The 15,166-nt window shown below is 73.2% G+C and carries 12 protein-coding genes and 1 pseudogene; 12 read left to right on the top strand and 1 reads right to left on the bottom strand.

Going from position 1 to position 15,166, the window contains the following annotated elements:
* Positions 1 to 154 precede the first annotated feature (154 nt).
* The 8 genes from OIE51_RS09515 (at position 155) to OIE51_RS09480 (ending at position 10,148) form a co-directional block, all read left to right on the top strand.
* Positions 155 to 292: a hypothetical protein gene (locus OIE51_RS09515; protein ID WP_326596909.1), complete on the top strand. Its 138-nt coding sequence runs from the start codon at positions 155 to 157 to the stop codon at positions 290 to 292.
* A gap of 33 nt (positions 293 to 325) precedes the next feature.
* Positions 326 to 1,558, top strand: coding sequence for an ATP-grasp domain-containing protein (locus OIE51_RS09510; protein ID WP_326596907.1), 1,233 nt, complete (start codon positions 326 to 328; stop codon positions 1,556 to 1,558).
* A gap of 13 nt (positions 1,559 to 1,571) precedes the next feature.
* Positions 1,572 to 2,585, top strand: a complete 1,014-nt coding sequence (locus tag OIE51_RS09505; protein WP_326596906.1) for a DUF1015 family protein — start codon at positions 1,572 to 1,574, stop codon at positions 2,583 to 2,585.
* Between the two features lie 140 nt (positions 2,586 to 2,725).
* Entirely contained in the window at positions 2,726 to 4,123 is a 1,398-nt protein-coding gene (locus tag OIE51_RS09500; protein WP_326596904.1) for a nitrate/nitrite transporter, read from the top strand.
* Between the two features lie 116 nt (positions 4,124 to 4,239).
* A complete protein-coding gene (locus tag OIE51_RS09495) occupies positions 4,240 to 5,385 on the top strand; it encodes a uroporphyrinogen-III synthase (RefSeq protein WP_326596903.1) in 1,146 nt (381 codons plus the stop codon).
* Positions 5,386 to 5,488: 103 nt separating this feature from the next.
* Complete coding sequence (locus tag OIE51_RS09490; protein ID WP_326596901.1) at positions 5,489 to 7,789, top strand: HelD family protein; 2,301 nt, start codon at positions 5,489 to 5,491, stop codon at positions 7,787 to 7,789.
* A gap of 402 nt (positions 7,790 to 8,191) precedes the next feature.
* Positions 8,192 to 9,595: an NAD-dependent malic enzyme gene (locus tag OIE51_RS09485; RefSeq protein ID WP_326596900.1), complete on the top strand. Its 1,404-nt coding sequence runs from the start codon at positions 8,192 to 8,194 to the stop codon at positions 9,593 to 9,595.
* A 271-nt stretch (positions 9,596 to 9,866) separates the two neighbouring features.
* A complete protein-coding gene (locus OIE51_RS09480; RefSeq protein WP_326596898.1) occupies positions 9,867 to 10,148 on the top strand; it encodes an HU family DNA-binding protein in 282 nt (93 codons plus the stop codon).
* Positions 10,149 to 10,278: 130 nt separating this feature from the next.
* On the opposite strand, the gene murA is transcribed toward OIE51_RS09480, so the two are convergent.
* Positions 10,279 to 11,598 carry a UDP-N-acetylglucosamine 1-carboxyvinyltransferase gene (gene murA, locus OIE51_RS09475; RefSeq protein WP_326596897.1) on the bottom strand — a complete coding sequence of 440 codons (1,320 nt, stop codon included), beginning with the start codon at positions 11,596 to 11,598 and terminating at the stop codon, positions 10,279 to 10,281.
* Positions 11,599 to 11,737: 139 nt separating this feature from the next.
* Here murA and OIE51_RS09470 point away from each other — a divergent pair, with 139 nt between their 5' ends.
* The 4 genes and pseudogenes from OIE51_RS09470 to OIE51_RS09455 form a co-directional block, all read left to right on the top strand.
* Positions 11,738 to 12,295 carry a YqgE/AlgH family protein gene (locus OIE51_RS09470; RefSeq protein ID WP_326596895.1) on the top strand — a complete coding sequence of 186 codons (558 nt, stop codon included), beginning with the start codon at positions 11,738 to 11,740 and terminating at the stop codon, positions 12,293 to 12,295.
* A gap of 11 nt (positions 12,296 to 12,306) precedes the next feature.
* Positions 12,307 to 12,597, top strand: coding sequence for a DUF3039 domain-containing protein (locus OIE51_RS09465; protein ID WP_326596894.1), 291 nt, complete (start codon positions 12,307 to 12,309; stop codon positions 12,595 to 12,597).
* Between the two features lie 284 nt (positions 12,598 to 12,881).
* Complete coding sequence (locus OIE51_RS09460; RefSeq protein WP_326596892.1) at positions 12,882 to 13,787, top strand: FAD binding domain-containing protein; 906 nt, start codon at positions 12,882 to 12,884, stop codon at positions 13,785 to 13,787.
* A gap of 443 nt (positions 13,788 to 14,230) precedes the next feature.
* A pseudogene (locus OIE51_RS09455) lies at positions 14,231 to 15,148 on the top strand ((2Fe-2S)-binding protein); the annotation flags it as partial.
* Positions 15,149 to 15,166 lie beyond the last annotated feature (18 nt).

Genomic DNA, 15,166 nt, shown 5'->3' with positions numbered 1-15,166 from the left:
CTTCCTTGAACGACATCAGCCAGCCCCTTGGCGTCAACCTGACAGGCGAGATGATGCCACAGCGACTCTATCGACTTCCTCGTGAAAGCTCGTGAGCATGATTGGGCCAACATGCCACTCATGTTCGTCTATGTGGACACGGAAGAGGGAACCCGTGAAGAAGTTTGCTGTCACCGTTGTCGCGGCTCTGCTGATCACGGCGGCGTCCGCCGGTGTCGCCTCCGCCCAGGGCGCGAGCGCGGCGAAGGACGCGGGGGCGCAGTCCGTGGGCACCAGCAACATCTGGTTCTGAGCCGGAGCGTCCGCGAGACAGGGAGGCGGCACCATGACGCCCCAGAAGCCGCTGGCGGTGCTGCTCAGTCCGCGTCCCACCGTCGTCGACGCGGCTCGACGGGTCGGTGCGCGCAGTCTCCTGCTCGCTCCTGACCTGTCGGCACCGGGAATCAGCCAGGCCGCCGCGGTGGCCGACGACGCCCTCACCGTCGACTGGGCGGACCACCCCCGGCTGATGATGGCCATCGGGCATCTCACCAACCTCCCGACCCGAGCCTCCGTGTTCGGATTCACCGAGGCCAGCGCGCTCGTCGCGGCCCGCGCGAACGAGGCACTGCGCTTCCCCGGCAACCCCCACGCGGCCGTCGCGTACCTGACGGACAAGGCTGCCCTGCGCGGCAAGGTCAACCAGCTCACCGGTACCCCCGTCCGGTTCGAGCACTGCGACCGCGCCGCGCTGCTGGCCGCCGTGGCCGAGCGCGTCGGCTTCCCCTGCGTGGTCAAGCCACGCACGGGGTGCGGCGGCCAGGACGTCCATCTGCTGCGTGACACAGCGGAGGCGACGGCCCTGGCCGCCGGGTTGGCCCCGGAGCCCGCCCTGATCGTCGAGGAGTTCCTGGACGGGCCGGAGTTCAGCGTCGAGGCGCACTCCCGCGCCGGAACGCACACGATCCTGGCGGTGTCCAGGAAGCACACCACGGGCGCCCCCGGGTGCCTGGAGAGCGGCTACGACCTGCCGGCCGATCTGGACGCGGAGACCACCGACCGGATCCACCACCTGGTCACGGCCACCCTCAACGCCGCGGGTCAGCGCAGCGGTCCCTCGCAGACCGAGGTGATCCTCACCGCGCGCGGCCCCCGGCTCGTCGAATCCCACGCCCACCCGGGCGCGGACCACATCAGTGATCTGCTGCTGATGGCGGGCGGGACCGATCTCGCCGCCCTGACGATCGCCAGCGTGCTCGGCCTCCCGGAGCCGGAGGCCGCGCCGGCCGCCACCCGGTACGCCGGGGTCCGCTTCCTGCGGCTGCCGCCCGGCCTGCTGACGGCCGTGGACGGGGCCGACGAGGCGCGGGCGCTGGCGGGCGTCACGGGCCTGGAGATCGCCGTTCCGCTCGGCGGCCATGTTCCGGAGACCACCAGCCGGGTCGCCGGGCATGGCTTCGTCACCGCGGTGGCCGACGGCCCCCAGGAGCTCGACGCCGTGCTCCGCAAGGCCCAGGACACCCTGCGCCCGGCGGTGGCGCCGGTGCCCGCGAAGGAGGAGGAGCACACTGCCGCCTGACCTGTTCCCCGCGTTGGTCCCGCCCGGGACCCCGGCCCCACGGACAGATCTGTTCCTCCCCTTCCACGGCGTCCTCGCCCAGCCGCTGGGACGCCCCAGCTACTACGTGCTCGAACGCCGCGACGCCGACGGTGTGGTCGAACAGCGCGGCGTCGTCGGGGCGCTCAGCCTGAACGGCGTCGAGACCGGGCACGTGCTGCGGCACCAGCAGGTCGGCGAGTCCGACGTGCGGTTCCACACCCGGCTGTTGAAGGAGCGCGGCGGCAGTGTCGAGCCGCTGCTGCTGACCGCGCCCGACCTCAGCTCGTTCCAGCGGTGCATCGACCAGACCACCGTGGGCCCGGCCGACCAGGAGCTGCCCACCCCCGAGGGCGGCACGCAGCGGCTGTGGGCCTGCGACGCGGCCTGGACCGCCGACCCGCCCGCGCTGCCGCCGGTGCTGCTCGCCGACGGCCACCACCGGCTCGAAGCCGCCCGCCGGCTGCACCGGGCCCACCAGGGCGCGGTGGCCGACCGGCTGCTCGCCCTGGTGGTCGACCACCGGCACTACCCGCTGACCCTGTCGGCCACCCACCGCGTCGTGCCCGGCCTGGACATCGACACGGCCGTGCGCACCGCCGCCCGCATCGCGCGGGTGAGCGAACGGTCGCCGGTGGACGACCGGCCGCCGCCGCCGCGCCCGGGCACGTTCCTGCTCACCGGCGGCGGGCAGACGTGGGGACTGTCGGAGATCTCGCCGGCGGCGATGGCCGGACGGCTGCGGTTCCTGCCGCCCGACTGGGTCGAGCTGCCCGCCGCGATCAGCGACCACGTGCTCATCCCCACCCTGTGCGAGGAGCAGGGAATCGCCTCGGCACCCCGCTTCACCAGCCAGTACCCTGGCCCGGGGGAGGTCGGGCTCATCCTGCCGCCCCCCACATGGGACCAGATCTGGGCGGGCGCGGCCAGTGGGGCGGGCATGCCGCCGAAGAGCACCTGTCTCGGCCCGGTGCCCGTTCCCGGGCTGATCGGACGCCTTCCTGGCTGAAAACGGCCATCCGCTCACGGTGGGCACCCGCGCCAGGTGAGAGCAAGGTTTCGTCCGTGTCACCTCCTGCCACAGCGGCGAAACGAGCCCTCCCTACCTTCAGGCAGCACGAACCCCTGAACGAGCCTGATGGAGGCGCCATGACAGCCCCCAAGCCCACGGCCGCCCGACGAGGGGGCCGCTGGATAGACGAGTGGAACCCCGAGGACGAGCGGTTCTGGCAGGAGAAGGGCGAGCGCATCGCCCGCCGCAATCTGATCTTCTCCATCCTCTCCGAGCACATCGGCTTCTCGATATGGACCCTGTGGTCCGTGCTCGTCCTCTTCATGGGCCCCGAGTACGGCATCGACCCGGCCGGTAAATTCTTCCTCGTCTCCATGGCCACCCTTGTCGGCGCCGTCGTCCGCGTGCCCTACACCTTCGCCGTGGCCCGGTTCGGCGGGCGCAACTGGACGGTCGTGTCGGCCTCGATGCTCCTGCTGCCCACGGCGGCGGCCTGGCTGGTGATGGAGCCCGGCACCTCGTACACCACCTTCATGCTGGTCGCCGTGCTCACCGGCGTCGGCGGCGGAAACTTCGCCTCGTCGATGACCAACATCAACGCCTTCTTCCCGTTGCGGAAGAAGGGCTGGGCGCTCGGGCTGAACGCGGGCGGCGGCAACATCGGCGTTCCCGTGGTCCAGCTCGCCGGCCTGCTGGTCATCGCCACCGCGGGCGACGGGGAGCCGCGGGTCCTGCTGGCCGCCTACGCCCCGCTGATCCTGGTCGCGGCCTTCCTGGCCTGGCGCTACATGGACAACCTGGCCCCGGTGAAGAACGACACCGGCGCCGCCAAGGAGTCCGTGCGGGACGCCCACACCTGGATCATGTCGTTCCTGTACATCGGCACCTTCGGTTCGTTCATCGGCTACAGCTTCGCCTTCGGCCTGGTCCTCCAGAACCAGTTCGACCGCACCCCGCTGCAGGCCGCGTCGATCACCTTCATCGGCCCCCTGCTGGGCTCGCTGATCCGGCCCATCGGCGGGTACTGGGCCGACAAGTACGGCGGCGCGAGGATCACGCTGTTCACCTTCGCGGGCATGGCCGGGGCCACCGGCGTGGTGGTCGCGGCCTCGATGGCCGAGTCGTTGCCGGTCTTCCTCGTCGGCTTCATCAGCCTGTTCGTGCTCAGCGGCCTCGGCAACGGCTCGACGTACAAGATGATCCCCGGCATCTACCGGGCCAAGGCCCAGGCGCTGGGGCTGACCGGTGAGGAGGCCGCCGCGTACGGGCGCCGCCTGTCCGGTGCGGCGATCGGTCTGATCGGCGCGGTCGGCGCGCTCGGCGGGCTCGGGATCAACCTGGCCTTCCGGCAGTCCTTCCTCTCCACCGGCTCGGGCACCGGAGCCTTCACCTCCTTCCTCGCCTTCTACGCGGTGTGTTTCGTGATCACCTGGGCCGTATACCTGCGGCGCTCGGCGATTTCCAGCCGCGCGGTGACGGACGAGACGACCGCCGAGGGCAGCGCCGAGCAGCAGCCCGCCTACGCGGGAGTGTGACAACGCCCACCAAAGGCGTATGTAACTTGCGAGTAACAAGCGTGAACCGGGCCTGTCATGCACCGTTGGCAGGCTCGGTTCACGTATCGGAACACTTTGGGCGGAGCGGATACGCCATGCGTCAGGATCAGCGCGACATCAAGCCACTCGACGGGTTCACCGTCGGTGTCACCGCGGCACGGCGCGCCGACGAGCTCGGCGCGCTGCTGCGGCGGCGCGGGGCCGAGGTGCTGCACGCGCCGGCGCTGCGCATCGTGCCCCTTTCCGACGACGACCAACTGCTGGCCGCGACCAGAACGCTCATCGCCGACGCGCCCGACCTCGTGGTCGCCACCACGGCGATCGGCTTCCGCGGCTGGGTCGAGGCGGCCGACGGCTGGGGCCTGGGCGAGGGCCTGCTCGCCACCCTGGCCGGCTCCGAGCTGCTGGCCCGCGGCCCGAAGGTGCGCGGCGCGGTCCGCGCCGCCGGGCTCACCGAGAAGTGGTCGCCGGCCTCCGAATCCATGGCGGAGGTGCTCCAGCGCCTGCTCGACCAGGGCGTCACGGACCGGCGCATCGCCCTCCAACTGCACGGCGAGCCGCTGCCCGGCTTCATCGAGGCGCTGCGCGAGGCCGGCGCCGAGGTCGTGGAGGTGCCCGTCTACCGGTGGATGCCGCCGGAGGACATTGCCCCGGTCGACCGGCTGATCGACGCGGTCCTCGGCCGGGGTGTCGACGCCCTCACCTTCACCAGTGCGCCCGCCGCCGCCTCCCTGCTCAAGCGCGCCGACGAGCGCGGCGTGTGCGACCAGGTCGTGACCGCCCTGCAGAAATTCGTGCTCCCCGCCTGCGTCGGCCCGGTCACCGCGCTGCCGCTGCAGGCCCGCGACGTGCCCACCTGTCAGCCCGACAGGTTCCGGCTCGGCCCGTTGGTGCAGTTGCTGTGCCACGCGCTGCCGGAGCGGGCCCGGCCGCTGCCGGTCGCCGGGCGGCGGATCGAGATCCGCGGCCACGCCGTGATCGTGGACGGCGAGCTGCGGCCCGTTCCCCCGGCCGGGATGGCGCTGCTGCGGCTGCTGGCCCGGCGCCCGGGATGGGTCGTGCCCCGGGCCGAGCTGCTGCGCGCCCTCCCGGGCGCCGGGCGTGACGAGCACGCCGTGGAGACCGCGATGGCCCGGCTGCGCGGGGCGCTCGGCGCGCCCACGCTCATCCAGACGGTCGTCAAGCGCGGCTACCGGCTGGCCCTCGACCCCGCGCTGGACAGTCACAAGTACAGCGACTGACCGCCCCGACCCGCGCGAGCCGTCCCGATCTCGCGTACGGTGGACCGCTGCCACGCCGACAGCGGGCCGCCACGCCGACAGCGGCTGCCCGCCCAGAAGAAAAGTGGGGGACGGCACGTTGGACGTGCGGGAACGGGAGATCCAGGGCGAGCAGCGCCACCTGGACACCGTCTACGAGCGACTGGCCGAGAAGATCGACGAGGCCGAGTACCTCATGGCGGACGCCGCCCGTCGCGTCCAGGTGGGCACCCCGGGCGCCCTGGCCGAGCGCGACGCCCAGGTCTTCCGCGCCGGGGTCCACCTGAACCGGCTGAACAACGAGTTCGAGGACTTCCTCTTCGGCCGCATCGACCTGCTGGCGGGCAAGGACGGCGCCCGGGGTGCCGACGGCGCGTACACCTCGGTCGAGCCCGCCGACGACGCGGTGCGCGACGGCGTCGCCGACATCGCGGAGACGCTGCACATCGGCCGGATCGGCGTGCTGGACGCGGAGTACGTCCCACTGGTCATCGACTGGCGCGCGCCCGCCGCCGCGCCGTTCTACCGCGCCACCCCGGTGGCGCCCGGCCGCGTCGTGCGCCGGCGCGTGATCCGCAGCCGGGGGCGCCAGGTGCTCGGCGTCGAGGACGACCTGCTCCGCCCCGAGCTGCGCGCCCTGCTCGACGGCGCCGAGCTGCCCGTCGTGGGCGACGGCGCGCTGATGGCCGCCCTCGGCCGGACGCGCGGGCACCGGATGACCGACATCGTCGCCTCCATCCAGGCCGAGCAGGACGAGGTGATCCGCGCGCCCGCCGTCTCGGTCACCGAGGTCACCGGCGGCCCCGGCACCGGCAAGACCGCCGTGGCGCTGCACCGCGCCGCCTACCTGCTCTACCAGGACCGGCGGCGGTACGCGGGCGGCATCCTCGTCGTCAGCCCCACTCCGCTGCTCGTGTCCTACACCGAGGGCGTGCTGCCGTCCCTGGGCGAGGAGGGCCAGGTCGCCATCCGCGCGCTCGGCGCGCTGGTGGAGGGCGTGACCGCCGACTCCTACGACGACCAGGCCGTCGCCCGGATCAAGGGCTCCGCCGCGATGCCCCGGGTGCTGCACCGCGCGGCGCGCGGGGTCCTGGACGCGCCGGGCGCGCCGGAGCGGCTGCGGGTGGTCGCGTTCGGCCGCCGCGTCGAGCTGGAGGGCGAGGCGCTGGCGCGCGTCAGGCAGCAGACCCTCAACGGCACCGCGCCGGTCAACCTGCTGCGGCCCCGGGCCAGGAGGCTGCTCCTGGACGCGTTGTGGGAGGCGTCCGACGCGCCGGGCCGTTATCCGGACCCGGCGATCGCGGCCGAGGCCAGGGAGGCGTTCAACGAGGACATCGGCTCGGAGGACGCCTTCCAGGAGTTCCTCGACGCCTGGTGGCCGGAGGTCACCCCGCTCCAGGCGCTGACCGCGATGGCCGACGAACAGCGCCTCGGCCGCTGGGCGCGACGGCTGCTGCGCCCCCGCGAGGTGCGCCAACTCGCCCGCTCGCTGCGGCGGATCACCCCGGAGGGCGGTGGCCTGTCCGGCCACGACGTGGCGCTGCTCGACGAGTTGCGGGTGCTGCTCGGCGTCCCGGTCCGGCCCGCGCGCCGGCGCGAGGCCGATGTCCTGGACCAGCTCACCGGGCTGGACGAGGTGACGACCTACACCGAACGCCTCACCGCGCGGCGGGAGTCGAGGGACATCGACGAGGACCGCGCCGACTACGCGCACGTCATCGTGGACGAGGCGCAGGACCTGACCCCCATGCAGTGGCGGATGGTGGGCCGGCGCGGGCGGCAGGCGACGTGGACGATCGTCGGTGACCCGGCGCAGAGTTCGTGGCCCGCGCCCGAGGAGGCGGCGGTGGAGCGGGACGCGGCGCTGGGCAGGCGGCCCCGCCGCCGGTTCGAGCTGACGGTCAACTACCGCAACCCGGCGGAGATCGCCCGCGTCGCGGACGGCGTGCTGGAGCGCGCGATGCCCGGCAGCCGACCGCCGCGCGCCGTGCGGGAGACCGGTGTGGCACCCCGTTTCACGGCCGCGCCCACGAGCCGGGCGTTGGCGGACGTGGCCCGCGCCGAGGCCGGACGCCTGCTGGAGGAGGTCGAGGGCACGGTCGGCGTGGTGGTGGCGATGGGCCGCCGCGAGGAGGCCGCCCGGTGGCTGGCCGGCCGGTGGCTGGCCGGCCGCGGGGACCGGCTGGTGGTGCTGGGCAGCCTGGAGGCCAAGGGGCTGGAGTACGACGCGACGCTGGTGATCGCCCCGGGCGAGATCGCGAACGAGTCACCGGCCGGGCTGCGCGTGCTCTACGTGGCCCTCACCCGGGCCACCCAGCGGCTCACCGTGCTGTCCGGACCCGAGGACCAGCCGGACCCGGCGGGGGTGCCGGCCCTGCTCCGCTGAGCGGGCCGCGGCGGGCACCGCTCTGACCTGCGCCTTGGCGGCGCGCGCTGCCCAGTTGACCCCGGGGCTGAGTGCGGTAGCCTGGAAAAGGCGTCGGCCCGTTTCATGCCCCCGGGCCCAACCATTGTCGCTTCGAGCGACCACTTGCCGCGAGGCGGCTGGCGGGTCGGCGCCCTTTCTCCTTCTCCCCCTCCCGGGATGCCCGGGATGCCCGGGATCGCGGGGCCCTCCGTGGCCCCCAGGTCCCGCACGGGGCAGCCGGGCGTTCTTCCGGCCAGGACCGTTTCATTCTCCTGTTACGGTCATATCGGTCGTCCGTCCTGGCTTTGGCCGTGTCCCGTTCCTCTCGTAGGGTGACAGGCACTTGGGGGGCGGGCAGCGGAAAGTGAAGGAAGTTCGCCCATGGCAACGGCACCCAGCGTCTCGTACTCGATGACCGTCCGGCTCGAGGTTCCGGCCAGTGGCACGGCGGTCAGCCAGCTCACCACCGTGGTGGAGTCCTCCGGCGGCTCGGTCACCGGTCTCGACGTCACCGCCTCGGGACACGAGAAGCTGCGTATCGACGTGACCATCGCGGCGAGTTCCACCGCGCACGCCGACGAGATCGTCCAGAAGCTCCGCGCGATCGAGGGCGTTGCGGTCGGCAAGGTTTCCGACCGGACCTTCCTGATGCATCTGGGCGGCAAGATCGAGATGACGTCCAAGCATCCGATTCGCAATCGCGACGACCTGTCGATGATCTATACGCCGGGCGTCGCCCGGGTGTGCACGCAGATCGCCGCCCACCCCGAGGACGCCCGACGGCTGACGATCAAGCGCAACAGCGTCGCCGTCGTCACCGACGGCTCCGCCGTGCTGGGCCTGGGCAACATCGGCCCCCGGGCGGCGCTGCCCGTGATGGAGGGCAAGGCCGCGCTGTTCAAGCGCTTCGCCGGCATCGACGCCTGGCCGCTGTGCCTGGACACCCAGGACACCGACGCCATCGTGGAGATCGTCAAGGCCATCGCCCCCGGCTTCGCGGGCATCAACCTGGAGGATATCTCCGCTCCGCGCTGCTTCGAGATCGAGGCACGGCTGCGCGAGGCGCTGGACATCCCCGTCTTCCACGACGACCAGCACGGCACGGCCATCGTGGTCCTCGCCGCCCTGCACAACGCGCTGCGCGTGGTGGGCAAGGAGCTCGGCTCGGTCCGGGTCGTCATGTCGGGCGCGGGCGCGGCCGGCACGGCCATCCTCAAGCTGCTGATCGAGGCCGGCGTCGAGCACGCCGTCGTCGCCGACATCCACGGCGTGGTGCACGCCGGGCGCCACGATCTGGTGGCCGCGGACGCCGACTCGCCGCTGCGCTGGATCGCCGACAACACCAACCCCGAAGGCATCACCGGGACTCTGCGCGAGGCCGTGGTCGGCGCGGACGTCTTCATCGGCGTCTCGGCCCCGGACGTGCTGGAGGCGTCGGACGTGGCGGCGATGGCCGACGACGCCATCGTTTTCGCGCTCGCGAATCCGGACCCCGAGATCGACCCGGCCGCGGCCCGGCGGACCGCCGCCGTGGTGGCCACCGGCCGCTCCGACTTCCCCAACCAGATCAACAACGTGCTGGTTTTCCCCGGGGTGTTCCGCGGTCTGCTGGACGCGCAATCCGCGGCCGTCAGCTCCGCGATGATGCTCGCCGCCGCCCGCGCGCTCGCCGATGTGGTCGGTGAAGGCGAGCTGAACGCCAACTACATCGTCCCCAGCGTCTTCAACGAGAAGGTCGCCGGGGCGGTCGCGGGAGCCGTCCGCGAAGCGGCGCGGGCCGTCTAGGGGCGGCGAGTCGGTTGCCAGGGCCGTACGGCTGCCCCTTAGGGTGACCGGGAGGCAAAGCCTCGGGAACGTCACCGGCGAGACGAAAGAGCGCTCTTCGTGTGACCCCGCTGGTGCCGGATTGGCCTTCCCGCCACTGGTGGGGGCAGGATGCGTACCCGGGCGAGGGGTTCAGGAACGCAGACCCGGGTCCGGGGACTGTCAGTGGGCCCTGGCAGCATCGGCTTCGATCTCACGCCTCATTGGCAAGATGAACACGGGAGTACGAAATATGAACCGCAGTGAGCTGGTGGCCGCTCTGTCGGAGCGCGCCGAGGTGACTCGGAAGGACGCCGACGCTGTGCTGGCGGCCCTGGCCGAGACCATCGGGGAGGTCGTTGCCAAGGGGGACGAAAAGGTCACGATTCCCGGATTCCTGACCTTCGAGCGGACCCACCGCGCCGCCCGGACCGCCCGCAACCCGCAGACCGGGGAGCCGATCCAGATTCCGGCCGGATACAGCGTCAAGGTGTCCGCGGGCTCCAAGCTGAAGGACGCCGCCAAGGGCAAGTGACGCTCTCAGCACGCGACAAGGGGTGGCCCGGCCGGGCCACCCCTTCTCTGTTCCGTTCTCTTCAGTGAACTCACTTAAGTGAACTCACGTCCGTGCACTCTTCCTCGAACGCGCCGGTGCCCCAACGCCCCTACGGGCGCTCGACCTTGGCGCCCAGGCTCTCCAGCTTCCGGACGAAGTTCTCATAGCCGCGGTTGATCAGCCCGATCCCGTGCACCCGCGAGGTGCCCTCGGCCGCCAGTGCCGCGATCAGATACGAGAAGCCGCCGCGCAGGTCCGGGATGACCAGATTCGCGCCGTGCAGCTTGGTGGGACCGGAGACCACGGCGGAGTGCAGGAAGTTGCGCTGCCCGAAGCGGCAGGGCGTGCCGCCCAGGCACTCGCGGTAGAGCTGGATGTGCGCGCCCATCTGGTTGAGCGCGCTGGTGAAGCCGAGCCGCGACTCGTACACCGTCTCGTGCACGATGGACAGCCCCGACGCCTGCGTCAGCGCCACCACCAGCGGCTGCTGCCAGTCCGTCTGGAAGCCGGGGTGCACGTCGGTCTCCAGCGCGATCGCGTTCAGCGGGCCGCCGGGGTGCCAGAAGCGGATGCCCTGCTCGTCGATCTCGAACGCGCCGCCCACTTTCCGGTACACGTTGAGAAACGTCATCATCGACCGCTGGCTCGCGCCGTGGACGTAGACGCTGCCCTTGGTGGCCAGCGCCGCGCTCGCCCAGGACGCCGCCTCCAGCCGGTCCGGCAGCGCCCGGTGCGTGTAGCCGCCGAGCCGCTCGACGCCGGTGATCCGGATGGTCCGGTCGGTGTCCATCGAGATCATCGCGCCCATCTTCTGGAGCACGCAGATCAAATCCTCGATCTCCGGCTCCACGGCCGCGTTGGACAGCTCGGTCACGCCCTCGGCCAGCACGGCCGTCAGCAGCACCTGCTCGGTGGAGCCGACCGACGGGTACGGCAGCTGGATCTTGCAGCCGCGCAGGCCGCGTGGCGCCTCCAGGTACTGCCCGTCGGCCCGTTTCTCGATCACCGCGCCGAACTGCCGCAGCACGTCGAAGTGGAAGTCGACCGGCCGGCCGCCGATGTCGCAGCCGCCGAGCCCCGGGATGAAGGCGTGACCGAGCCGGTGCAGCAGCGGGCCGCAGAACAGGATCGGGATGCGGGAGGACCCGGCGTGCGCGTCGATGTCGGCCACGTTCGCGCTCTCCACGCGCGAGGGGTCGAGCACCAGCTCGCCGTGTTCCTCTCCGCTGCGCACGGTCACGCCGTGCAACTGCAGCAGCCCGCGCACCACCCGCACGTCGCGGATGTCGGGCACGTTCCGCAGCCGGCTGGGGGCGCTGCCGAGCAGCGCCGCCACCATGGCCTTGGGCACCAGGTTCTTGGCCCCCCGGACCCGGATCTCCCCCTCGATCGGGGTGCCCCCGTGAACAAGAAGTACGTCGTCGGTCATGAGACTCACGATCTGCGCGGATGGATGCGGATGGATGCGGCCAACCGCATCGATGGTAGTGCGCCCCCGCCGGAGCGGTCCGGGGGCGGTCGGTGGACGGCATTCCCCAGTACCCCGGGCGATGCGGAATCATGGCTCCATGACCGAGGCGTCCTCGCTCACCGGGCGGCTGCTGGTGGCCACGCCCGCGCTGTCCGATCCGAACTTCGACCGCTCCGTCGTGCTGCTCCTCGACCACGACCGCGAGGGAGCCCTGGGGGTCGTCCTCAACCGCCCGACACCCGTGGGCGTCTCCGAGGTCCTGGAACCGTGGGCCGCGCTCGCCGGCGAGCCCGGCGTCGTCTTCCAGGGCGGCCCCGTCGCCCTGGACGCCGCGCTCGCGCTCGCCGTCGTCCCCGGCTCCGGGACGCTCGGCTGGCGCCGCGTGCACGGCTCGATCGGCCTGGTCGACCTGGAGGCGCCGCCCGAGGTGCTGGCCGCCGAGGTGGGCTCGCTGCGGATTTTCGCCGGTTACGCCGGCTGGGGGCCGGAGCAGCTCGAACGGGAGCTGGAGGAGGGTGCCTGGTATGTCGTGGATTCCGAGCCGGGCGACGTCTCCGCGCCCGACCCCGAGCGGCTGTGGCGGGCCGTGCTGCGCCGCCAGCGCGGCAGTCTGGCCCTGCTCGCCACATATCCGGACGACCCGTCGCTCAATTAGGCTTGGTACTCATGAGCACTGTTGAGCCCGAGCGCGGAGCGGGCACCGGCACCCTCGTCGAGCCCACCCCGCAGACGACGCACGGCGATGGCGACCACGAGCGCTTCGCCCACTATGTCCAGAAGGACAAGATCATGGCGAGCGCGTTGGACGGTACCCCCGTCGTCGCGCTCTGCGGGAAGGTCTGGGTGCCCGGCCGGGACCCGAAGAAGTACCCGGTGTGCCCCATGTGCAAGGAGATCTACGAGTCCATGGGCTCCTTCGGGGGCGGCGGCAAGGACGGCAAGGGCGGCAAGCAGTAGCCGCCCCGCCGCCGGGCCGCGCCCGGCGGCGGACGCCCCCCGCCGACCCCCTCGGGAGCCGGGTGGCGCCCCCGGTCGGCCGCCTTCCGCGGCGGCCGGGGCCGCGCCCGTATGCCCTGATCGTGTGAGATGCCGTCCACGTCCGGTCCGGCTCTCCCCACCCCGTCCCGCGGCCGGGCGACCCCCGCGTCGGCGGAGCCGGAATCTATGCCAGAGTTGCCACGTCCCGGCCCTGAGCACGTACCGTACGGCTCGGCAGCCGGGACGACCGGAAAGGGGCTGGATTGAGCACGCACGCACCGCATGCACCGCAGACGGACCGGCTCGTCGCGCTCCCGGCCACGCTGGACGACGCCGTGGCCGCGCTGGCCGAGGTGCCCGCGGCCGTGCCGGTCGCGGGCGGTACCGACCTGATGGCCGGGGTCAACGCCGGGCTGCTGCGCCCGGCCGCCCTGGTGGGCCTCGGGCGCTTGGCGGAGCTGCGCGGCTGGGCGTATCAGGACGGTCACGCGCTGCTGGGCGCGTGCCTGACCCACGCGCGCATGGCCCGCCCCGACTTCGCCGCCCTCATCCCGGGGCTGGCCGCCGCCGCCCGCTCCGCCGGGCCGCCGCAGGTGCGCAACGCCGGGACGCTCGGCGGCAACATCATCTCCGCCGCCCCCACCGGCGACACCCTTCCCGTGCTGGCCGCCCTGGAGGCGACGCTGCTGGTGGCGGGCCCCGACGGGGATGGCCGGCAGATCCCCGTCAGCCACCTGCTGGCCGGCCGCGACCGGCTGCGCCCGGGAGAGCTGCTGGCCCACGTCCGGGTGCCGCTGCTGCACGCCGCGCAGACGTTCCTCAAGGCCACCAGCCGCACCGGCCCCGGGCGCGCGCTCGTCTCGGTGGCCGTGGTGCTCGACCCGATGCGCCGCGAGGTGCGCTGCGCGGTCGGCGCCGTCGCCCCGATGCCGCTGCGCCCGCTGGACGCGGAGCGCTGGGTGGCCTCGCTGGTCGACTGGGACGGCGAGCGCGACCTGGCGCCTGAGGTGCTCGCGGCCTTCGGTGACTACGTCGGGATGGCCTGCATCCCGGACCCGCAGGCGCCGGAGGACGGCGGCGAGCCCGCCCAACTCCCCGCCGCCGTGCTGCACATGAGGCGTACCGTGGCAACACTCGCCCGCCGTGGACTCGGAAGGGCTCTCGCATGAGCAACGAACAGCAGCCGGGCCCGGACGCCCACGGCCCGCAGCCGAGCTGGGGCGGCGAGTACGACGCGGAGGCCACCGCCTTCATAGAGCTTCCGCCCGGCTACGCGGAGGAGTCGGGCGGCGAGCCGCTCGCCGCGCCGGGCCACGGGTACCGGCCGCCGGAGATCGGTCGGCCCGCCGCGCCGCCGGCCACCACCGAGGCGACCACCGACCCGGGTGCGACCGGGCAGTGGACGATGCCGTTCGGCTGGGGCACACCGCAGCCGGAGGCCGGGGGCGCGGCTCCCCGCTCCCCGCAGCGGCCGTCCGCCGCCGCCATGGGCCAGGGCGCTGCGCTGGCGGGCGGGCGCCGCCCGCTGGGCGAGGGTCCCGCCGGCTCGGGCCCGGCCGGCCCGGCCGGCGCGGAGCCGCCGCAGGCCGGGCACGACAGGGCCCCGTGGTCGGCGGCCGGCGAGCCCGTTCCCCCGTCGCCCTGGTCGGCGGCGCCGGCCGGTGAGCCGCATCCGCCGGAGCCGGAGCCGGAGCCCGGGCCCGTGCTCGCGCAGGCGGCGGCGCCGGTGACGGCATCCGCGCCGGAGATCCCCGCCCCCGCCCCCGTGCCCGGCGCGGTGGAGCCGGTGCCCGTCGAAACGGCGGGCGAGGCGGCCGGGGGAGCCGCTCAGGGCGGCAGCCGCAGTGAGCATCCCGAGGTCTCGTACGTGCTGCGCGTCAACGGCGTGGACCGGCCCGTCTCCGGCGCGTGGATCGGCGAATCGCTGCTCTACGTGCTGCGCGAGCGGCTCGGCCTGGCCGGCGCGAAGGACGGCTGCGCGCAGGGTGAGTGCGGAGCCTGCTCGGTCCAGGTCGACGGCCGTCTGGTGGCGGCCTGCCTGGTGCCCGCGGCGACCTCGGCTGACAGCGAGATCCGTACGGTCGAGGGCCTGGGTGGCGATGGCACGCCGTCCGACGTGCAGCGGGCGCTGGCCGCCTCGGCCGTGCAGTGCGGCTTCTGCCTGCCCGGCATGGCCATGACCGTCCACGACCTGCTGGAGGGCAATCCGGCGCCCACCGAGCTGGAGACCCGCCGGGCCCTGTGCGGCAACCTGTGCCGTTGCTCCGGCTACCGGGGGGTGCTCGACGCGGTGCGCACGGTGGTGAGCGAGCGCGCGGCGCGGAATCCGCGCGCCGAGCGCGGCGAACGCGCCGAGCGTGCCGCGCGTCCCGCACCGGCCCCCGAGCCCGCCCCCGAGCCGAACGACCCGGCGACCGTCGCCGGACCCGCCGCCTTGCCCGCGGCTCACGAGCAGACCGCCCGCATTCCCCACCAGGCCGGGCCGCCCCCGGCCTCCGGCCGGGGTTATCCCCAGGCAGGAGGCGTGTGATGACGGATCAGGCGCAGG

Source organism: Streptomyces sp. NBC_01803 (assembly GCF_035917415.1).
GTDB lineage: Bacteria > Actinomycetota > Actinomycetes > Streptomycetales > Streptomycetaceae > Streptomyces.
Note: the sequence above shows the minus strand (reverse complement) of the source record. Positions and strands in the feature narration are given on the sequence as shown.